This window comes from Candidatus Merdisoma sp. JLR.KK011 (assembly GCF_036941125.1).
In the GTDB taxonomy this organism is placed as follows: domain Bacteria; phylum Bacillota; class Clostridia; order Lachnospirales; family Lachnospiraceae; genus Laedolimicola.
This window is the reverse complement of record NZ_JAYWSZ010000003.1, coordinates 2,476,206-2,498,034: the sequence shown is the minus strand read 5'-3', so window position 1 is coordinate 2,498,034 and position 21,829 is coordinate 2,476,206. Positions and strand designations below refer to the sequence as shown.

Annotated in this window: 16 protein-coding genes; 13 read left to right on the top strand and 3 right to left on the bottom strand. The window is 48.5% G+C overall.

The window, feature by feature from the left end; genetic code table 11:
- The first annotated feature begins 238 nt into the window (after positions 1-238).
- Genes VV089_RS13240 through VV089_RS13230 form a run of 3 tightly spaced genes read left to right on the top strand, consistent with a single transcriptional unit; the run spans position 239 to position 2,645 of the window.
- Positions 239-949 carry a hypothetical protein gene (locus VV089_RS13240; RefSeq protein ID WP_334336173.1) on the top strand — a complete coding sequence of 237 codons (711 nt, stop codon included), beginning with the start codon at positions 239-241 and terminating at the stop codon, positions 947-949.
- Positions 894-1,178 carry a hypothetical protein gene (locus VV089_RS13235; protein WP_334336172.1) on the top strand — a complete coding sequence of 95 codons (285 nt, stop codon included), beginning with the start codon at positions 894-896 and terminating at the stop codon, positions 1,176-1,178. The genes VV089_RS13240 and VV089_RS13235 overlap by 56 nt, the downstream gene beginning before the upstream one ends.
- A 12-nt stretch (positions 1,179-1,190) precedes the next feature.
- A complete protein-coding gene (locus VV089_RS13230; RefSeq protein ID WP_334336171.1) occupies positions 1,191-2,645 on the top strand; it encodes a hypothetical protein in 1,455 nt (484 codons plus the stop codon).
- 212 nt (positions 2,646-2,857) lie between these two features.
- Here the strand turns inward: VV089_RS13230 and clpB are convergent, their stop codons facing one another.
- Positions 2,858-5,449, bottom strand: a complete 2,592-nt coding sequence (gene clpB, locus VV089_RS13225) for an ATP-dependent chaperone ClpB (RefSeq protein ID WP_334336170.1) — start codon at positions 5,447-5,449, stop codon at positions 2,858-2,860.
- Positions 5,450-5,819: 370 nt separating this feature from the next.
- Between clpB and VV089_RS13220 the strand changes: the two genes are divergently transcribed.
- The 5 genes from VV089_RS13220 (at position 5,820) to dnaJ (ending at position 11,663) form a co-directional block, all read left to right on the top strand.
- Positions 5,820-6,200: a hypothetical protein gene (locus tag VV089_RS13220; protein WP_334336169.1), complete on the top strand. Its 381-nt coding sequence runs from the start codon at positions 5,820-5,822 to the stop codon at positions 6,198-6,200.
- A gap of 445 nt (positions 6,201-6,645) precedes the next feature.
- Positions 6,646-7,680, top strand: coding sequence for a heat-inducible transcriptional repressor HrcA (gene hrcA / locus VV089_RS13215; protein WP_334336168.1), 1,035 nt, complete (start codon positions 6,646-6,648; stop codon positions 7,678-7,680).
- A gap of 25 nt (positions 7,681-7,705) precedes the next feature.
- The gene (gene grpE, locus VV089_RS13210) at positions 7,706-8,341 is read left to right on the top strand and encodes a nucleotide exchange factor GrpE (RefSeq protein ID WP_442891532.1); all 636 of its coding nucleotides are present in this window, start codon (positions 7,706-7,708) and stop codon (positions 8,339-8,341) included.
- 109 nt (positions 8,342-8,450) lie between these two features.
- Positions 8,451-10,310 (top strand): molecular chaperone DnaK, encoded by a 1,860-nt coding sequence (gene dnaK / locus VV089_RS13205; protein ID WP_334336167.1) that lies wholly within the window; start codon positions 8,451-8,453, stop codon positions 10,308-10,310.
- A gap of 189 nt (positions 10,311-10,499) precedes the next feature.
- Positions 10,500-11,663, top strand: coding sequence for a molecular chaperone DnaJ (dnaJ, locus tag VV089_RS13200; RefSeq protein ID WP_334336166.1), 1,164 nt, complete (start codon positions 10,500-10,502; stop codon positions 11,661-11,663).
- An 87-nt stretch (positions 11,664-11,750) separates the two neighbouring features.
- Here the strand turns inward: dnaJ and VV089_RS13195 are convergent, their stop codons facing one another.
- Together VV089_RS13195 and VV089_RS13190 are read right to left on the bottom strand one after the other, a co-directional pair.
- Entirely contained in the window at positions 11,751-12,179 is a 429-nt protein-coding gene (locus VV089_RS13195; protein WP_172541645.1) for a hypothetical protein, read from the bottom strand.
- Between the two features lie 354 nt (positions 12,180-12,533).
- Positions 12,534-12,776, bottom strand: a complete 243-nt coding sequence (locus VV089_RS13190) for a hypothetical protein (protein WP_172541644.1) — start codon at positions 12,774-12,776, stop codon at positions 12,534-12,536.
- 368 nt (positions 12,777-13,144) lie between these two features.
- On the opposite strand from VV089_RS13190, the gene nifJ reads away from it, so the two are divergent.
- The 5 genes from nifJ (at position 13,145) to VV089_RS13165 (ending at position 21,782) form a co-directional block, all read left to right on the top strand.
- On the top strand, positions 13,145-16,681 hold the full coding sequence (nifJ, locus tag VV089_RS13185) for a pyruvate:ferredoxin (flavodoxin) oxidoreductase (protein WP_334336165.1): 3,537 nt from the start codon (positions 13,145-13,147) through the stop codon (positions 16,679-16,681).
- Between the two features lie 224 nt (positions 16,682-16,905).
- Positions 16,906-18,132, top strand: coding sequence for an L-rhamnose isomerase (locus VV089_RS13180; RefSeq protein ID WP_334336164.1), 1,227 nt, complete (start codon positions 16,906-16,908; stop codon positions 18,130-18,132).
- Between the two features lie 132 nt (positions 18,133-18,264).
- Positions 18,265-19,239 (top strand): aldo/keto reductase, encoded by a 975-nt coding sequence (locus VV089_RS13175; RefSeq protein WP_334336163.1) that lies wholly within the window; start codon positions 18,265-18,267, stop codon positions 19,237-19,239.
- A gap of 208 nt (positions 19,240-19,447) precedes the next feature.
- Entirely contained in the window at positions 19,448-20,239 is a 792-nt protein-coding gene (locus tag VV089_RS13170; protein ID WP_334336162.1) for a DeoR/GlpR family DNA-binding transcription regulator, read from the top strand.
- A gap of 121 nt (positions 20,240-20,360) precedes the next feature.
- A complete protein-coding gene (locus VV089_RS13165; protein WP_172544113.1) occupies positions 20,361-21,782 on the top strand; it encodes a rhamnulokinase in 1,422 nt (473 codons plus the stop codon).
- Positions 21,783-21,829 lie beyond the last annotated feature (47 nt).

Sequence of the window (21,829 nt, the reverse complement as noted above, 5' to 3'; positions counted from 1 at the left end):
TGATTATGTCAGAGCACAGTTGCTATTATAGGGATTTTGGGGTAAAATATGAAAATATATTGGACAAGTTGAGATTGCAGAAAGACAGTCAATTATGCCGGATTACATCAGCTTTATTAACAGGCTCAAGCAATCTTTTACTTATATTCTCATTAAGCAAAAAACTTTGGGAGAGTGGAATAAGCATTTAAGCGAATAGTAAGAGTTTCCAATAAGGTCGATTTACGAGGAGGTATATATGGAAAAGGCTGATTTTCCAGAGTTATGGGACAAAATAAGATCTGGCACCGACGATATGGTTGGCAAGGTAAAAGATACAAAAGACGGCTTTGTAAAGGTTGCAAAGCAATCCAAGCTAGTAGGGAAAGGGCTAAAATCTGATACGAAAGAAAAACTGCCTAAGAAAGAGACAGAGCCCAAAATAAAACTGGACGATGCACTCCGCATGGCAGTCGATCAATATAACGATGCATATACCATGATGAACGATAATGGCACTGCGCTTCATCGGGAGCGTACTCGTGCTGTTGATATGATTGTACATATCGAGGATTTGGTTAATAGTATTGCTAACCGTCCTAAAGCGTTCGATACGGAAATTGTAGAAATTCGAACCCATCGTGAATCCTTTTTGGATGTATGTGAAATTGCGAAAGAAAAACTCGATGTGGCTAAAAAGTCAGCATTAGGTGCTGGAGCTGGTGTCGCCACAGGTGCGGCCATTGTTAGTGTTGCGCCGACAATGGCTATGTGGGTAGCTACCACTTTCGGAACAGCATCTACTGGAACAGCAATCTCTGCATTATCTGGCGCAGCAGCCACGAATGCCGCACTTGCCTGGCTTGGAGGCGGTGCATTGGCCGCTGGAGGAGGCGGCATGGCTGCTGGGCACGGTGCTTTTCAATTTAAACAAATTAAAGCTGGGAAAAAAGAAGAAAGAAGAAATTGAAGCAGTAAAAAATAACACTGCCAATGCACAAAAAGTTGCCGCACAGATACAGGAACTACTGGATGAGATTACTGACCTGCGCGATAATTTGAGTCAACAGTACAATCGTTGTCTTGCTGATTACGGCAAAGATTTCATGTCGATTCCAAGGGAGCAGCAAATTCAGCTAGGGGCATTGGTAAATAACACCAAGGCGCTTGCAGCGTCTCTCGGAAAAAATATTCAGTAAAAGGTGTAAATTATGAACGCAGAAAAAGTAGTGAAAAGCGGTCAAGAGCAAGCTGTGGGTGCGTGGATAAATTACCTGAACCAAGTGCGTTTAGACAGGTTGGCTGAGGCACTGTCAAAACAGAATATTAACTTTGCCACTGCGATGGAGACTATTGAAACGGCATTTGCCGCCATTCGACATGACATTATTTTTCGTAACCGTGGTGGTGACAAGGGGATGCACGGCTTTATTGCAGAAATAGCTGAATATGGTATAGCTAATGCACGTCAGCAGATTGTTGCCAAGTCTGCTATTTATGTTTGGATTAACGATAACGGCCCGGATGATTTGCATCGTGGAGCAGATGTAATTCAGCAGAAATTTGTCCAAGCGGGCGGTCATTTGTCATTACGGGCAGTAGCAGAGCATCTGCGCCGCTATCCGGAATACCTTACTGAAGGTCACAAATACCAGATCCCGAAAGATCACTATGACAAGATAATGACCTATCTTGCGATGCCTGCAGATGTTGCAAATAAGTTACCGACGTCGACAGGGGAGTTTTCGTTACGCCAGTGGAAAGAGGTTCATGATTTCTTTGAGATAAATGGTATTGATCCAAGCAAGTTAGAACCATCAATACTTGAATATTGTGATGTACAGCAAGATGCGATTGCAGCTGCTTTCGACAGAGAAAAAGGACACTTGCAAGAAGCAGATCAAGAGCAACGGGATACTGCCTATCAAGAAAGCAGGCCTACATTGGCCGAAGGATTGAAAGCAACAACTACCGCCGCTGCGATTGAAGGTGCGACTACATTTGTGATGACTGTAGTTCGCAAGTACAAAGCAGGCAAGAAAATTAAGGATTTTAATCAAGCTGATTGGATGGAGATTGCTGAAGATTCGGGCAAGGGAACTATTAAAGGCGGAGTCCGCGGTGCGAGTATCTATACACTTACAAACTATACTGCTACCCCTGCAAGTGTTGCAAGTGCAATTACCACAGCAGCCTTTGGCGTTGCGGAGCAAGCACATTTATTTAGAAATGGCACTATTGATGAAGTTCAATTCATTGAGAACTCGGAAATCCTTTGCTTAGATGCATCGGTCAGTGTATTGTCCTCGTTTATCGGACAAGTCCTTATTCCAGTTCCGGTTCTTGGTGCAGTTATTGGTAATACTGTCGGAACGATGATTTACCAAGTTGGTAAAGAAAGTCTTTCCACAAAGGAAAAAGAACTTATTGAAAGGTATCTTAAAGAACTTACGGATTTGGATGAAAAGCTGGTAACCGAGTATGGTCAATACATTGAACAACTGAACCATTGCTTTGCAGAATATATGGAACTATTGACAGCTGCCTTTGACCCTGATATTAAAAAGGCACTTGATGGTTCAGTTGCGTTGGCAAGGTATATGGGTGTGCCAGATAAAGAAATCTTAGACAGCTACGATAAGATTGTAAATTACTTCTTTGAATGAGTGAATCTTTGTTATTCATATAATTGAACTTTATTATAGTTAATAAAATCTCCAAAAATTTTAATATATGATAGAGCCGGGGAGTCATAGTTTATGCCATGGCTCCCCGGCTCAAACGTAAATTAGTTCATTACAAAGTATTTCCTACACCCGATTTTTGGACACTGTTCGTCGTCAAAAAGTAGAGAATTATAAATGGGTTCACGATGGATTCAAGTAGCTGAACGAAGAGAAGCAGTCAATCCCTCCCCATCCGTATCAATCACAATCGTATCTCCAGCAGCAGCCTCCCCGCCCAGGATAAGCTTCGCAGCCAGTGTCTCCACATGTTTTTGCATATACCGCTTCAAAGGCCGTGCCCCATATACGGGATCGTACCCATGCTCCGTAATAAAAGCCTTGGCTCTTTCCGTAAGGGTAAGGGTCAGCTCCCGATCCTTCAGGCGCCCGTTCAGCTCATCCAAAAGCAGATGAATAATAGAAGCAATATCACTTTTACTGAGAGGCTTAAAGAGAATGGTCTCATCCAACCGGTTCAAAAATTCCGGCCGGAAATGAGCTCTTAAGTCATTCAGCACCAATTTCTGAGCCTCTTCCCGGATATTTCCCTCCTCATCAATCCCTTCCAGAAGATAAGCAGAACCAATATTGGAAGTCATAATAAGAATGGTATTCTTAAAGTCCACCGTGCGCCCCTGAGAGTCCGTAATCCGGCCGTCGTCCAATACCTGCAGAAGGACATTGAACACATCGGGATGAGCCTTCTCAATCTCGTCAAACAGCACTACAGAATAAGGCTTCCGGCGGACCGCCTCCGTAAGCTGGCCGCCCTCCTCATATCCCACATATCCGGGAGGCGCTCCGATAAGACGGGAGACAGAGTATTTCTCCATATATTCACTCATATCAATCCGCACCATATTCTGCTCATCGTCAAAAAGACTGGCGGCCAGAGCCTTGGCAAGCTCCGTCTTTCCCACGCCCGTAGGCCCGAGAAACAGGAAGGAGCCAATGGGCTTACTCGGATCCTTAATACCGGCTTTGGAGCGGATAATAGCCTCGGAAACCAGGGTCACGCCCTCATCCTGTCCAATCACACGTTTGTGAAGCTCTTCATCTAAGTGCAGAGTTTTATTCCGCTCGCTCTCCGTCAGCTTAGCCACAGGAATTCCCGTCCACCTGGAAATAATACGGGCAATCTCATCCTCCGTAACAGACTCGTGAACCAAGGAGAGATCCTTTTTATGAATCGCTTCCTCCTCCTGCTCCAGCTGCTTTTGCAGCTGCGGCAATTTGCCGTACTGCAGCTCGGCAGCCTTGTTGAGATCGTAGTTCTGCTGCGCCGTCTGAATCTGCTTATTAATATCCTCAATTTCCTCACGCAGTTTGGAGAGACGCTCCACCGAAGTTTTTTCATTGTCCCACTGGGCCTTTTTCCCGTTGAATTCATCCCGAAGTTCCGCAAGCTCTCTTTGAAGATGCTCAAGACGCTCCTGGCTCAGACGATCCGTCTCCTTTTTCAGAGCCGCCTCTTCAATCTCCAACTGCATGATTTTCCGGCTCAGCTCGTCAAGCTCCGCTGGCATGGAATCAAGCTCCGTCTTAATCAGAGCACAGGCTTCATCTACCAGGTCAATTGCCTTATCCGGCAGAAAACGGTCGGAAATATACCGGTTGGAGAGGACGGCAGCAGAGACTAGGGCTGCATCCGTGATCTTAACCCCGTGGAACACCTCATAGCGCTCCTTCAGACCTCTTAAGATAGAAATCGTATCCTCCACCGCAGGCTCATCCACCATCACCGGCTGGAACCGACGCTCCAGGGCCGCATCCTTCTCAATATACTGCCGGTATTCATCCAGGGTTGTAGCGCCGATACAGTGAAGCTCCCCTCTGGCAAGCATAGGCTTTAACATATTGCCGGCATCCATAGCCCCGTCCGTCTTACCTGCCCCTACAATCAAATGCAGCTCGTCAATAAAAAGGATAATCTGTCCGTCACTCTTGCGAACCTCATCCAATACAGCTTTTAGACGCTCCTCAAATTCTCCCCGGTACTTGGCGCCGGCCACCAGCGCGCCCATGTCCAGGGCAAAAAGCTTCTTATCCTTAAGCCCCTCCGGCACATCTCCGCGGACAATCCGCTGGGCCAGTCCCTCAATGGCCGCCGTCTTGCCCACGCCAGGCTCCCCGATAAGGACAGGATTATTTTTCGTCTTTCTGGAGAGAATGCGGATAATATTGCGGATCTCCGCATCCCGTCCAATCACCGGGTCAAGCTTCTGCTCCCGGGCACGTTCCACCAAATCAGAGCCATACTTATTCAAGGTATCATAAGTAGCCTCCGGATTATCACTGGTAACACGCTGATTGCCCCGAACCGTAGAGAGTGCCTTAAGAAAACGGTCCTTTGTAATACCGTATTCCTTGAAAATATCCTTAACAGAGGGACTCGGGCTGTCAAGCAGGGCAAGAAACAGATGCTCCACAGAAACATACTCATCCCCCATCTGCTTCGCCTCATCCTCAGCGCTAATGAGTACCTTATTTAAATACTGTCCCACATAAGGCTGGCCGCCGGAAACCTTCACCCTCTTATTAAGAGCCTGCTCCACCCGGTTCACAAAATGCTCCGGCTGAATCTCCATCTTCGAGATCAGTTTCAAAATCAGACTATCCTCCTGCCTAAGAAGACTCATAAGCAGATGCTCCTGTTCCAGCTCCTGGTTACCATATTCATAAGCGGTTTTTTCCAAATCATTCACAGCCTGTATAGATTTTTGTGTAAATTTGTTAATATTCATAATCTGCCTCCTATTCCAGTTTCGTAATATCCCTCCCGGTACACGGGTATGAAATCCATTTCCAACCGCAAAACATGCGTCTGTAAATCGATTTGTGCACTGTGAGGGATATTACTGTTCCGGTTCCGTAAAATGCAAAAGACCCTATACCACACACTTATGCATGTGATACAGGGCCTTGTTCACTTGTCTATACCTAGTATATATCACTCTCTATCAAAAAATGCAATACTTAATTTCTAAAATAATTCTAAACATTTCTAAACAAAGCATTCCGGCCAAACGTTCTTCCCAGCAGCCATCCATTGCAGGCATCAGGCAAATACTTTATAATTAGCATACAACCCAGAAAAGGAGAAAGCAGCCATAAATGAACTATAAGATAATGTTAAGCAATAGTCTGAAAGCAGCCATAAATGAACTGAAAGAAATAAATAATATAACTTGTACACAATATCATATACATATTTATCCGGATACAAGCGAAAAAGAATTGTCGAGATTATCCAGTAAGGATTTGTATTACAAAACCGCATTTTTAAAAGGAAAATACGAATTAAAAACATTTACCATAGAAGAAACAGCAAAAATATTCTCACCGCCAATGGGCCTGCCCTTGTGGATGGAGATGTCATTGCTGTCGCATAAGGAAAGTGAAATGCATATCAAGCTAAAAATAAGCATCAGATTCAGAAAGCCAAAAGACCTGCATAACAAAGAAACAAGCCATCCGCCAATCAGAGTATTATAAAAATAAAAACACAAAAAACAGTATCCTTGTCCACTGAGGGTACCCACAGCGCAAATCCATCAAGCAAAAGCAGAATCAGCAATTAAATACCGAAACAGGCATGACACATCAAACAGCATACAGCAGAAACACACATCCGAAAAGACAAAAAACTTCCGTCCCCAAGCAGTTCATCCAGGAGGAGGCGGAGGGTCAGAGCAGACAGCGTGTACGCGAACCGTCCGAACACAGATATGGAAAAGCCTGTGCCCCGGCCCTCCGCCTCCTCCTGGATGAACTGCCTCCTCCCCCAATTTCTAAAAAAAACATAAACTCGCTTGACAAACGCAACCCATAGTGCTATTTTAATGTTAGCACTCAAAAGGGCCGAGTGCTAATAGGAAAAAAGACACACAAGAGTATTTCCAATAAAAAAGGAAATCCTCTATAAAAATGAGGTGACGAATTGGATCTGGACGAGAGAAAATTAAAAATCCTGCAGGCAATCATCCGCAATTATATGGAAACAGGAGAACCCGTAGGCTCCAGAACCATTTCCAAATATTCCGATTTGAATCTAAGCTCCGCAACCATCCGCAACGAGATGTCAGACCTGGAGGAGATGGGCTACATCCTGCAGCCTCATACCTCAGCCGGAAGGATTCCTTCTGACAAAGGCTACCGTCTCTATGTGGATCGCATGATGAAAGAGAAGGAACAGGAAGTCAGAGAGCTGAAAGAACTGATGATTGAACGAACCGATAAGATGGAACGGGTACTGAAGCAAGTGGTGAAGGTCCTGGCGGCCAACACCAACTACGCCACCATGGTATCGGCCCCTGCCTGTCATCGGAACAAGCTGAAATTTATTCAGCTTTCCAAAGTAAGCTCCACCCAGATTCTCACCGTCATAATGATGGAAGGAAATCTGGTACGCAACAAAGTCATTCCCGTTACCGAGGAACTGGATCAGGAGACAGTGCTGAAGCTGAATATCCTTTTAAACAGCGTTCTCAACGGACTGGCCATTGAAGAAATCAACCTGGCCATGATTAAGAACCTGAAGGAGCAGGCAGGCATTCACAGCGGTCTGGTGGCAGATGTCATTGACGCAGTGGCAGAAGTCATTCATTCAGAGGAGGAGGTAGAGATATATACCTCCGGAACCACCAACATTTTCCGCTATCCGGAACTGTCCGAGAACGGAAAAGCCAGCGAGCTTTTGAGCACCTTTGAGGAAAAGCAGGAGCTGACGGATCTGGTGAACCGGACCTTGGAGGGAAGCGGGGAAAGGGATATCCAGGTGTACATCGGCCAGGAGCTTCCCGTACAGGCCATGAAAGACTGCAGCGTGGTGACAGCCACCTACGAGCTGGGAGACGGGCTTCGGGGCACCATCGGAATCATAGGGCCGAAGCGCATGGATTATGAAAATGTGGTGGATACCTTAAAGACCCTCACAGATCAGCTGGATGAGATATATAACCGAAAGCAGGAATAAAAGGAAGAGAAAGGGGTAAAGACCCGTGGAAAAGGAAATGAATCAGGAAGAAGCCATCCAGGAGGAAGAGCTTCAAAGAGAAGCGGCAGAAGCCCAAGACGAGGCCGTGCAGGAAGAGCCGGAAGCAAAAGCAGAGGAAGAACAGGAGCCGTCGTCTGAGGCGTCCAAGGAGCCGAAGGAAAAGTCAGAAAAATCCTTCCTTGGCAAGAAGAAAAAGAAGAAAGACCCGAAGGACGAGAAAATTGAGGAGCTTGAAGACCGGGTAAAGCGCCAGATGGCGGAGTTTGACAACTTCCGCAAACGCACCGAGAAGGAAAAGTCCCATATGTACGAGATAGGAGCCAGGGATGTGATTGAGAAGATTCTTCCGGTGGTGGACAATTTCGAGCGGGGACTTGCAGCCGTTCCCGAGGAAGAAAGAGCTAATCCCGTCATAGAGGGAATGGATAAGATCTACAAGCAGCTGATGACCGTATTGACCGACCTGGGCGTGGCTCCCATTGAGGCGGCAGGACAGGAGTTTGATCCCAATCTTCACAATGCAGTGATGCACATAGAGGATGAAGAACTTGGGGAAAATATTGTGGCCGAGGAATTCCAGAAGGGATATACCTACAAAGAAACCGTTATCCGGCACAGCATGGTGAAGGTTGCAAACTGATGCGACAGCTTGTGCACTCGGAAAAGCAAAGCTTTTCTGAGTGCACCGTGGAGTAAATATATCATCAAACCAACAACTTACAATCAAAATAAATGAGGAGGTCTCTATTATGAGCAAAATTATTGGAATCGACTTAGGAACAACAAATAGCTGTGTAGCAGTTATGGAGGGCGGCAAACCGGTGGTAATCGCCAACACCGAAGGCGCAAGAACCACACCGTCCGTAGTAGCATTTACAAAGACAGGAGAGCGTCTCGTAGGCGAGCCGGCAAAGCGTCAGGCCGTTACCAACTCCGAAAAAACCATTTCCTCCATCAAGAGAGACATGGGAACGGATCACAGAGTAGCCATTGACGACAAGAAATATTCTCCCCAGGAGATTTCCGCTATGATTCTCCAGAAGCTGAAAGCGGACGCGGAGAACTATTTAGGCGAAAAGGTAACGGAAGCCGTTATCACCGTACCGGCCTACTTCAATGACGCCCAGAGACAGGCGACCAAGGATGCAGGCAAGATTGCGGGACTGGACGTAAAGCGTATCATCAACGAGCCGACGGCTGCGGCACTGGCTTACGGCCTGGACAACGAAAAAGAGCAGAAAATCATGGTTTACGATTTGGGCGGCGGTACCTTCGACGTATCCATCATTGAGATTGGCGACGGCGTTATCGAGGTACTGGCAACAGCAGGCGACAACCGTCTGGGCGGCGATGATTTTGACCAGAAGGTTACCGACTATATGCTTGCAGAGTTCAAGCGCACCGAGGGCGTGGATCTCTCCGGCGACAAGATGGCCCTCCAGAGATTGAAGGAAGCGGCTGAGAAGGCAAAGAAGGAGCTGTCAAGCGCAACGACCACTAACATCAACCTTCCCTTTATCACAGCTACCTCCGAGGGGCCCAAGCACTTTGATATGAACCTTACAAGAGCAAAATTCGACGAGCTGACCCATGACCTGGTAGAGCGTACTGCCAACCCGGTACAGGCAGCCTTGAAGGATGCCGGCATTACGGCCTCCGAGCTTGGCAAGGTATTGCTGGTAGGCGGTTCCACCCGTGTTCCTGCCGTACAGGATAAGGTAAAACAGTTAACCGGACATGAGCCCAGTAAATCATTGAATCCCGACGAGTGCGTAGCCCTTGGCGCTTCCATTCAGGGCGGCAAGCTGGCAGGCGATGCAGGTGCAGGCGATATTCTTCTTCTGGACGTTACGCCCCTGTCCCTGTCCATCGAGACCCAGGGAGGCATTGCAACGCGTCTTATCGAGCGGAATACGACGATTCCCACCAAGAAGAGCCAGATTTTCTCCACAGCGGCAGACAACCAGACAGCCGTGGACATCAACGTGGTGCAGGGCGAGCGTCAGTTTGCAAGAGACAACAAGTCATTAGGGCAGTTCCGGCTGGACGGAATTCCGCCTGCAAGACGGGGAATGCCCCAGATCGAGGTTACCTTTGACATTGACGCCAACGGTATTGTGAATGTTTCCGCAAAGGATCTAGGAACCGGCAAGGAGCAGCACATCACCATCACCGCAGGCTCCAACATGTCTGACAGCGATATCGAGAAGGCCGTGAAGGAAGCTGCGGAATTCGAGGCACAGGACAAGAAGCGCAAAGAGGGCATTGATGCAAGAAATGACGCCGACGCCATGGTATTCCAGACCGAGAAGGCCCTGGAGGAAGTGGGCGAGCAGATAGACGCCGCCGACAAGTCTGCCGTAGAGGCAGAGCTTACCTCTTTGAAAGCCGTGATTGAGAGAACCAAGGATCAGCAGGAGCTTTCCGATTCCGAGCTGGATGAACTGAAATCCGGCAAGGAGAAGCTGATGAATGCGGCGCAGAAGGTATTCGAGAAGGTATATGCCCAGGCACAGGCAGCACAGGGCCAGGCAGGCCAGGGACCGGATATGGGCGCAGGCGCAGGCCCGGCAGATGATGTGGTTGACGGCGATTACCGAGAGGTGTAAAGTAAGAAAGCGATAAGAATGAATTCCAAGGAAGGTGAACGAAAAAAGCGGTCCTCTTTCCTTGGAATTCGGCCGTATTAAAATGATTATGTCCGGCAGCGAAGAAAAAGATGAGGTCAAACGTCCCCTTAGGCTGCTGCCCGTGAGAGTGAAAGCTAAGAGTATTTGGATAAAGAGGAAGATAAAAGAATGGCAGAGCAGAAAAGAGACTACTATGAGGTCTTAGGCATAGATAAAAATGCGGATGACGCCGCGATTAAAAAAGCATACCGCCAGCTGGCGAAAAAATATCATCCGGATATGAATCCCGGCGATCAGGAGGCGGAGAAAAAGTTTAAGGAGGCATCCGAGGCTTATGCGGTCTTGAGTGATCCGGATAAGCGCCGCCAGTACGATCAGTTCGGCCATGCGGCCTTTGAGGGCGGCGCCGGAGGAGGAGGCTTTGGCGGCTTCGATTTTACAGGTGCGGATATGGGAGATATCTTTGGGGATATTTTCGGCGATCTCTTTGGAGGCGGCCGCAGCAGGAGAGCCAGCAACGGGCCCATGCAGGGGGCAAATCTTCGGGCACAGGTACGCGTGACCTTTGAGGAAGCCGTATTTGGCTGCGATAAGGAAATTGAACTGACCTTAAAGGATGAGTGCGGAAAGTGCCACGGAACAGGCGCAAAGCCTGGAACGTCACCTATCACCTGTACAAAGTGCGGAGGCAAGGGCCAGGTGGTGTATACCCAGCAGTCTCTCTTCGGCATGGTGCAGAATGTGCGTACTTGTCCCGACTGTAACGGAACCGGCAAGGTAATTAAGGAAAAATGTCCGGACTGCTACGGAACCGGATATATTTCCAATAAGAAGAAGATTGCAGTCACTGTGCCGGCCGGAATAGACAATGGTCAGAGTATCCGTATCCGGGGCAAGGGAGAGCCGGGAGTGAACGGCGGTCCCAGAGGCGATCTGCTGGTGGAGGTTCTCGTAAGCAGGCACCCTATTTTCCAGAGACAGGATACGAATATCTATTCTACGGCGCCTATCAGCTTTGTGACAGCGGCCCTTGGAGGCACGGTGCGGATCAAAACCGTGGACGGCGAGGTAGAGTACGATGTAAAAGCCGGAACCCAGACGGACACCCGTGTTCGTCTGAAGGGAAAAGGCGTACCGTCGCTGCGGAACAAAAATGTGCGCGGCGATCATTATGTAACCTTAGTAGTACAGGTTCCGACAGATTTGAGCAAGGACGCCAAGGAAGCATTACGGGCCTATGACGATGCGGTAAATGGCATTGCTCCTTCCGGAAAAGGAGGGAAGGGGAAGAAGCGCTTTATGGATAAGGTAAAGGAAGCGCTGGACGAATAAGCCTTGTCAGAGCTTTAAAACAGCCCTGGCATTGCAGAATTCCGGAAGTACCGGCGCTCTGCAATGCCAGGGCTGTCTGTTTTACCCTTAAGCAGTTTTTACTTCCAGGGCATTGAGACGTTTTTCAAAATTGTCCATTGTACGAAGCAGAATACTGATGGTCTCCTGTTCGTTTTTTGTGACACGATAGATGTCTTTTAATCCATTAAGCTCACGCTCAATTTTATCAAAACGTTTTTCATTCTTTTTATCGTAGCGTTCCATCTCGTCCAGAAGCATAGACTCTGATTTGAACAGCATTTTTTTCATGCGTCTCGTCATTCTGTCTTCAGAAGCCTGGATGGACGTCTGAATCAGCTTGGTCATACGGGCCTCGGAAGCCTGGATGGATTCTTGAATCAGTCCGGTCATGCGGGCCTCAGATTCTTGAATCAGTCCAACCATCCTGGCCTCAGATTTCTGGACGGCTTTCTCGACTATTTCGGCAATAGCCGAAAGATCTTTTGCATCTAACAAGGTATCCTCCTTTCTCTTCCAATTTTTAGGAAGGAATATGATTCGAACAGCATCTTTTGAAGAGGTACTTTTAAGTATAATTGATTTTTTTTAAAAATACCAGTCCATTTTTAAAACCTTTTACAATTTTACAATTACAATAACATGTGTTGCTTTGATACTCCGTGACCGGCAGTATAAAACCTTTTAAGCTCTTCCTGAAAGAATTTGTTTAGAAGGAAGCATCCAGCCGCCTTGCTGGCAGCAGGGATGGAAAATAAGATGAAGGGGAACCGACAGAAGGAAAAGGGCTTAAATGCTTTTAGAATGCCGGCTGTTTCGGCGGTTCTTGGCCGCTTTTACAAGCGGATTCTGTTACATCCGGTTGATAAATTCTTCAACGGACCGTACCTGGCGCGCTAAAAGGAACCAGCGATCCAGTTGGAAAAAACTTGTCTGGCGTAAGATTTGTTCCTGGATTCCAAGGGGAACTTTTCCGTGATCGGACAAGGTTTCCAGGATACATTCGGCTTTGCTTTTTGCAGCGCCTTGTATCCAGAGAAATAAAGGACCAAAGCTTGAAGCAGGCTGCTGCATTTGATAATCGTTCGCTTTCAAAAAATCTCCTCTCTGTGTAAAAGGGAACCATGGCGAATTGCCAGATAATTTAGAAGCTGTTACAAGAGGGAGTATAGCAGAGAGGTTTTGCAAAATCAAGGAAAGTGAACCAATTGTATGAGAATGTATAAAGATGTCGTAAAAGCTCATCCAGATCGCAGTGGAACAGACTTTCCGGTGCTTTGCCGCAGCCAGGCCGAAGAACCACAGAAAAGCCGATTTTGTACATCAAAAAATACAACATTGAAATGGACAATTCCAAGTCAATATGATAGAATAATTTACATATGGGGTACTCGCAGGTATCCCCCAATGCGCACCTGGGAAAGACTGACCGGGGCGAAACAATTTAAGGAGGAAAAGACAAAATGGCTAGAAAAATGAAGACCATGGATGGTAATCATGCAGCGGCTCATGTATCTTATGCATATTCTGACGTTGCTGCAATCTATCCGATCACACCTTCATCTGTTATGGCAGAGGCGACGGATGAATGGGCAACACAGGGAAGAACCAATATCTTTGGACAGACTGTACAGGTGACGGAGATGCAGTCCGAGGCAGGTGCGGCAGGCGCCGTGCACGGTTCTCTGGCAGCAGGTGCGCTTACCACCACCTTTACGGCTTCCCAGGGTCTGCTGCTGATGATCCCCAACCTTTACAAGGTGGCCGGCGAGCAGCTTCCCGGCGTATTCAATGTATCTGCCCGTGCTCTTGCAAGCCATGCATTATCCATTTTCGGAGATCACTCCGACGTATATGCATGCCGCCAGACCGGCGCGGCTATGCTCTGTGAGTCCAGCGTACAGGAGGTTATGGACTTGACTCCCGTTGCTCATTGTGCAGGAATTAAGGGTAAGATTCCGTTCATCAATTTCTTTGACGGTTTCCGGACCTCTCACGAGATTCAGAAGATTGAAACCTGGGATTATGAGGATCTGAAGGATATGGTTGACATGGACGCCATCGACGCCTTCCGCAAGAACGCACTGAACCCCAATCATCCCTGCCAGAGAGGTTCCGCTCAGAACCCGGATATTTTCTTCCAGGCAAGAGAGGCCTGCAACCCCTATTACGATGCCCTTCCGGCTATCGTACAGGAGTACATGGACAAGGTAAATGCAAAGATTGGAACAGACTATAAGCTGTTTAACTACTATGGAGCCGCAGACGCAGAGCATGTGATCGTGGCAATGGGTTCCGTATGCGATACCATTGAGGAGACCATTGATTATCTGACAGCAGCAGGCGAGAAGGCAGGCGTTGTAAAGGTACGTCTCTATCGTCCGTTCAGCGCAGAGGCACTGGTTGCTGCCATTCCTGACAGCGTAAAGAGAATCACTGTTCTTGACAGAACAAAAGAGCCGGGCGCTCTTGGCGAGCCTCTGTACCTGGATGTAGTGGCTGCTCTGAAGGGCACCAAGTTCAATGATACACCTATCTTTACCGGCCGTTACGGACTTGGGTCCAAGGATACCACGCCGGCACAGATCGCTGCCGTTTACAAGAATGCAGACAAGCAGAAGTTCACCATCGGCATCGTAGATGATGTAACCGGCCTCTCCTTAGATCCGGGCGCTCCTCTGGTAACCACTCCGGAAGGAACCATCAACTGCAAGTTCTGGGGTCTGGGCGCTGACGGTACGGTTGGTGCGAACAAGAATTCCATCAAGATCATCGGCGACAACACAGATATGTACGCGCAGGCATACTTTGACTATGACTCCAAGAAGTCCGGCGGCGTAACCATGTCTCACCTGCGCTTTGGCAAGAGCCCCATTAAGTCTACTTATCTGATTCACAAGGCAAACTTTGTAGCCTGCCACAATCCGTCCTATGTACGCAAGTACAACATGGTACAGGAGCTGGTAGACGGAGGAACCTTCCTTCTGAACTGCCCCTGGGATATGGAAGGCATTGAGAAGCATCTGCCCGGACAGGTAAAGAGCTTTATTGCAAATCACGGCATTAAGTTCTATGTGATTGACGGTATTAAGATCGGCAAGGAGATCGGACTTGGCGGACGTATCAACACCGTTCTGCAGTCTGCATTCTTCAAGCTGGCTAACATCATTCCCGAGGAGCAGGCCATTGATCTGATGAAGGCTGCTGCAAAGGCAACCTACGGCCGTAAGGGTGATGCCATCGTTCAGATGAACTATGACGCCATTGACGCAGGAGCAAAGCAGATCGTAGAGATCGAAGTTCCTGAAAGCTGGAAGAGCGCAGCAGACGAAGGCTTAACCACCACTCATGCAGAGGGCGGCAGAGCTGACGTTGTGAGCTTTGTAAATGAGATTCAGGCAAAGGTAAACGCACAGGAGGGCAATTCCTTACCCGTATCCGCATTCAAGGATTACGTGGACGGCACCACTCCCAGCGGCTCCTCTGCTTACGAGAAGCGCGGCATCGCCGTAGATATCCCTGTATGGCAGCCGGAGAACTGTATCCAGTGTAACAGATGTTCCTATGTCTGCCCCCATGCAGTTATCCGTCCTATCGCTATGACCGCTGAGGAAGCGGCTGCAGCGCCGGAAGGCACCAAGATGCTGGATATGACCGGAATGCCGGAGTACAAGTTTGTAATGGCTATTTCCGCACTTGACTGTACAGGATGCGGTTCCTGTGCAAATGTCTGCCCGGGCAAGAAGGGCGCCAAGGCGCTTGCCATGGAGAATATGGAAGCCAATATCGAGTCCCAGAAGCTGTTTGATTATGCCGTAACTCTGCCGGAGAAGGCAGATGTGATTGCTAAGTTCAAGGAGGCAACCGTAAAGGGCAGCCAGTTCAAGAAGCCGCTTCTTGAGTTCTCCGGAGCATGTGCGGGCTGCGGCGAGACGCCTTATGCGAAGCTGATCACCCAGCTTTTCGGCGACAGAATGTATATTGCAAATGCAACAGGATGTTCCTCCATCTGGGGCAACTCCTCACCCTCCACGCCTTACACCGTAAATCAGAAGGGACAGGGTCCAGCATGGTCCAATTCCCTCTTTGAGGATGCGGCAGAGTTCGGTTATGGTATGAGCCTGGCACAGCGCGCCGTAAGAGACGGCCTGAAGGCAAAGGTAGAGGCTCTGATGGCTAAGGCCGGTGATGATGTGAAAGCAGCGGCACAGGAGTGGCTTGACACTTACAATGTAGGGGCAGCCAACGGAGCAGCTGCCGATAAGCTGGCTGCAGCTTTAGAGGCATGCGGATGCGAGGAAGGCAAAGCGATTCTCAAAGATAAGGATTTCCTGGCTAAGAAGTCTCAGTGGATCTTCGGCGGAGACGGCTGGGCATACGATATCGGCTTCGGCGGCGTAGACCATGTACTGGCAAGCGGACAGGATATAAATGTAATGGTATTCGATACCGAGGTTTACTCCAACACAGGCGGACAGTCCTCCAAGGCGACACCTACCGGCGCTATCGCACAGTTTGCAGCAGGCGGCAAGGATGTGAAGAAGAAGGATCTGGCTTCCATCGCTATGAGCTACGGCTATGTATACGTGGCACAGATTGCTATGGGCGCTGACTACAACCAGTGCGTTAAGGCAATCGCAGAGGCAGAGGCTTATCCGGGACCGTCCCTTATCATTGCTTACGCTCCCTGTATCAACCATGGTATTAAGAAGGGCATGAGCAAGGCTCAGACCGAGGAAGAACTGGCAGTTAAGGCTGGTTACTGGCACTGCTTCCGCTTCAATCCGGCAGCAGCCGCAGAGGGCAAAGATGCCTTTACTCTGGACAGCAAGGAGCCCACAGGCGACTACAAGGAGTTCCTGGACGGCGAGGTTCGCTACAATGCTCTGAAGCGGGCGAATCCGGAGAGAGCAGAAATGCTGTTTGACAAAGCAGCGGCAACAGCCAAGGCAAGATATGAGTATCTGAAAAAGCTCGGGGATCTGTATAAGGCTGAGTAAGACACTTGAAAAGAGTTAGATAAAATAGAAAAGCGGATATCCCAAAGCCGTAGAGCGGCGGAGGGATATCCGCTTTTTTCTTCAAAAGAAATACTTATACAAATACCGAATTCTTTGTTCTGCTTTTCTTGACTTTCCCGATTGCAGCAGGTATTCTAAAAGCAGGAAAGCTCGTTAAGGCAGCTTTAAAGCTTGATAATCTATTAGAAGGAGGAAAATGCAGCATGACAGTAACAGGAGAAAATTATAAAGCCGCAAGGGAGATATATGCCAGGGCAGGCGTAGATACGGATGAGGCATTGAGACTGCTGAATGAAATCCCTGTAAGTATCCATTGCTGGCAGATTGACGATCTTGGCGGATTCGAGAATCCGGATCGCGGCCTTTCCGGCGGCATACAGGCAACGGGAAGCGATCCAAGCAAGGCGCGTACAAAGGAAGAATTTATGACAAATCTGACCAAGGCGCTGAGCGTGGTGCCCGGAAAGAATAAGCTGGCGCTTCATGCGGTTTACCTGGATAATCTGGGGAAGTTTGTGGACAGGGATGAGATTACTCCGGAGAATTTTGCTTTTTGGGTGGAGTATGCAAAAGAGCATCAGCTGGGATTGGACTTTAATCCTACTTATTTCAGCCATGACAAGGCAGAGAGCAATTTTACGCTGTCAAGCTATGATCCGGCGATCCGGGAATTCTGGGTGGAGCATGGAAAGAGATGCCGTAAAATCAGCGAATATTTTGGCCGTGAGCTGGGACAGACCAGCGTCAACAACCACTGGATTCCCGACGGCTATAAGGATTATACCATTGATAAGCTGAAACACAGAGAGCTCTTAATGGAGAGCATGGATGAAATCTTAAAGGAGAAGATTGACTGGAAATACTGCGTAGATTCCTTTGAGAGCAAGCTGTTCGGCTTAGGTTTGGAGAGCTATACCGTAGGCTCCCATGAGTTTTATTCCAACTATGCAGCTATACGGAACAACTGCATTGTCTGCATGGATATGGGGCATTTTCATCCTACGGAAGCAGTATCGTCAAAGCTTTCCAGCTACCTGGTATTTGACCGTCAGGTACAGCTTCATGTCAGCCGTCCGGTGCGCTGGGACAGTGACCATGTGGTAGTATTGGATGACGAACTAAAAGAAGTGATGCTGGAGATTAAGCGTCAGAATGCCTTTGACAAGGTACATATCGGCACCGATTATTTTGACGGTTCCATCAACCGCATTGCGGCCCAGGCCCTTGGAGCCCGCAGTGTGAAAAAGGCGCTTCTGTATGCATTGCTGGAGCCTACGGATAAACTGAAGGAATATGAGGAAGCAGACGACCTGGTACGCCGGCTTGTATACAGCGAGGAGCATAAGGCAATGCCCTTCGGCCTGGTGTGGGAGCAGTTCTGCGAGATGAACAATGTGCCGGGCTCGGATTGGCTGGAGAAGGTATTATAAAAGCGGAACTTAAAACAGTAATATCCCTCAAAGTGCACAAATCGATTTACAGACGCATGTTTTTGCGGCTGGAAATTGATTTCATAACCGTGTGCTTTGAGGGATGTTACGGAACTGGAATAGGAGAGAAGGATGGAAAAAAGAATTGTAATACCAAATACAGACCTCTCCCTGTTTCCCATCGGCCTTGGCACAGTGGATGCAGGTCTTAAATGGGACGGGCCGGAGGCGGATCGGATTTTCGGATCTTATCTGGAACAGGGGGGCAATGTGATTGACACGGCCCATGTCTATTCCGACTGGGTGCCCGGGGAGAAGGCCCGGTCTGAACGGGTGGTGGGCGACTGGCTGTCCAGAAGCAGAAAGCGCAGTGAGATTGTGCTGATCACCAAGGGAGGCCACCCGGATATGACAAGACCTGTTCCGGATCTTCACGAGAGCCGCCTGACCCGTCAGGATATGGCGGAAGACCTGGACGGATCTTTAAAACAGCTTCGCACGGATTACATTGATCTCTATTTTTATCACAGGGACAATGAGGAGCAGTCCGTGGAGGAAGAGATTGACACCATGGAGGCATTTGTGAAGGCCGGAAAGATCCGCTATTACGGCTGTTCCAACTGGACGGCTAAGCGGATGCAGGAGGCGGACGCCTACTGCGCCAGGATGGGATACCGGGGATTTGCGGCTGATCAGAGCCTTTTGAATCTGGGGATGAAATATATGAAGCCCCTTGCCGACGATACCTTAGGTTACATAAAGGACGAAGCATTTCAGTATCATATAGACAATGCAGACAATCTGGCAATGCCCTATATGGGAAATTGCAGCGGCTTTTTCCATATCCTGGAGGCGAAGGGCGAGGAAGGCGTCAAGGAAAATCCTTACTATACGCCGGGAAATATGGAAGCTGCCCGCAGAATGAAAAAACTGCGTGAAAAATACGGGTGTTCCCTCACTCAGGCGATCCTCGGCTTTTTCTTCTGCCAGCCCTTTACCTGCGTGCCGCTGTACGGCTCTTCCAGCCCGGAACGCATCGCAGATGCCTGCCGCACCATGGAGATTCCCTTTACGGCGGAGGACTATAGGGAGATTCTGGGAGAATAAAAGAGGCGCAAAAGAAATATTTTTACAAAATTACAAAAGACTGTTGTAATGCGGATACCAAAAATCCTGCCCTTTTTGGGCAGATGCGTTACAGCAGTCTTATTATTTTATGTGATTTATGTTGATTTCGAAAAATTTTTACCAAAATGTCAACAAAAAAACCTATAAAAACAAAAAGAAATGTGTTAAACTAAACAAAGAGAAGAAAATGGAAATAGAAATGGAGACAGGTATGCTGGCCATTGAACGGAAAAATGAAATTCTGGCGATTTTGCAGAAGGAACAGAGAGTGCTCGTATCGGAACTCAGCAAACGTTATGATGTGACGGACGAGACCATCCGCCGGGATCTGGAGAAGCTGGAGAGCGAGGGCTATGTAAAAAAGACCTACGGCGGCGCCGTCCTCAACCAGAACACCAAGGTAGACATGCCTCTTCGGATCCGGGAGAAGACAAACCGCAGCGAAAAACAGATCATTGCGAAGCTGGTTGCAGATCTCATTGAAGAGGGCGACCGGATTATGCTTGACGCTTCCTCCACCACCCTGATGATAGCCAAGGAACTGAAACATAAAAACAAGCTGACCGTAATCACCAATTCCGTGGAGGTGCTCATTGAGCTGGCAGGTCATGAGGGGATACAAGTGATTTCCACAGGGGGAAACTTAAATGAAACCTCCCTCTCCTTAGTGGGTAATGCAGCCCAGAAGGTCTTGAACGGCTACCACGTAGACAAAGCCGTCCTTTCCTGCAAGGGAATCGATATCCGCAACGGATTGACCGATTCCAATGAGCTGGACAGCGATATTAAAAATGTTATGTACTCCTGTGCGGACACGGCGGTTCTGGCTGTGGACAGCAGCAAGTTTGAGCATGTTTCCTTTGTAAAAACCATGCAGATGAAGGAAGGGGACATCCTGGTAACAGACCGTGATCTGTCGAAGGAGTGGAGAGCCTTTCTTGCAGAGCGCGGCGTGCGCCTGGTGGTGCCGGAGGAATAAGGGTTCGGGACAGGCGGAAGCCTGGGAAAGAGAACAGCAGTGAGCAATGAATCCGCAAGCGGCGTCTCGGCGCCTGAGAGCAAGGCTTGCGGAAATATAGAAAGGGAAAGGAATTTTTACTATGGGAGAGGTTTTTTACAATCTGGCGTTTGACTTTGGAGCATCAAGCGGAAGAATGGTTTTGTGTAAGCTTGAGGATGGAAAGATGGAGCTTGAGGAGCTGCACCGTTTTCCCAATAACGAGATACGAATCGGAGGCCATATTTACTGGGATCTGTTCCGCCTGTACCATGAGATGAAACAGGGGCTTAAGAAGGCAGCTGCAAGGAAGGTGCCGATTCAGAGCCTTGCGGTGGATACCTGGGGCGTGGATTACGGTCTCTTTGACAAGGACGGCAACCTGATCGGCAATCCGGTTCACTACCGGGATTCCCGGACAGACGGGATGATGGAGGAGATTGGGAAGATCATTCCTCTGGAGGAGCTTTACAACCGGACAGGACTGGAATTTATGTATTTTAATTCCATTTTCCAGCTTTATGCGGAGAAGGGGATGCGCCCGGTGATTCTGGATCACGCCAAAAGACTTTTGTTTATGCCGGAGCTTTTCGGATATTTCCTGACGGGAATCATGTATACGGAGTATACCTTTGCCAGCACCTCTCAGCTTCTGGATGCCAGAAAGAGGGAGTGGGATTTTGAATTGATTGAGAAGCTTGGATTGAATAAGGAGCTGTTCGGCGATATTGTAATGCCGGGAACGATCATCGGGGATCTGCTTCCTGAGGTAGAGGAGGAGACGGGGCTTTCCGGTGTGAAGGTGATTGCAGTGGGAAGCCACGATACGGCCTCTGCTGTGGCAGGCGCTCCTATGGAATCCCAGGACGCAGCCTTTTTAAGCTGCGGTACCTGGTCTTTACTGGGAATGGTTCTGGATGAGCCGATTCTAAATGAGGCCTCTTACAAATACAATTACACCAATGAGGGAAGTATTGACGGGAAAATTCAGTTTTTAAAGAATATCAACGGTCTGTGGATTATGCAGAATCTGCGGAAAAACTGGTGCGAATTTGAAGCAGAGGTATCCTTCCCGGATATCATCAAGGCAGCCCGGGAGGCAAAGCGGAAGGACTTTATCATTGACCCGAAGGATCCCAGATTTACAGCGCCCTTGAATATGATGAAAGAGATTGTGGCCTACTGTGAGGAAAAAGGCCAGGGATGTCCCCAGGGACTGGGGGAGATGGCGATGGCTATTTACAATGGCTTGACGGAGGAGTACCGGAAGTCTATCGAAGGTATGGAGGAGATTACCGGTAAAAATATCCCCTGCATCAATATGGTGGGCGGAGGCATCCAGGATGAGCTTCTGTGCGAACTGACGGCCAAGGCTACGGGCAAGCGCGTGGCGGCAGGGCCTACGGAAGGCTCTGTGCTTGGCAACAGCATTGTACAGTTTGTAGCTGTGGGAGCCGTAAAGAGCATTGACGAGGGACGCAGGATTATTAAGAATTCCTTTGAGCTTAAGTTCTACGAGCCGTAATTTTTACATGGATACCTTTATGCACAAAAAGCATGTGCAAATTAAGG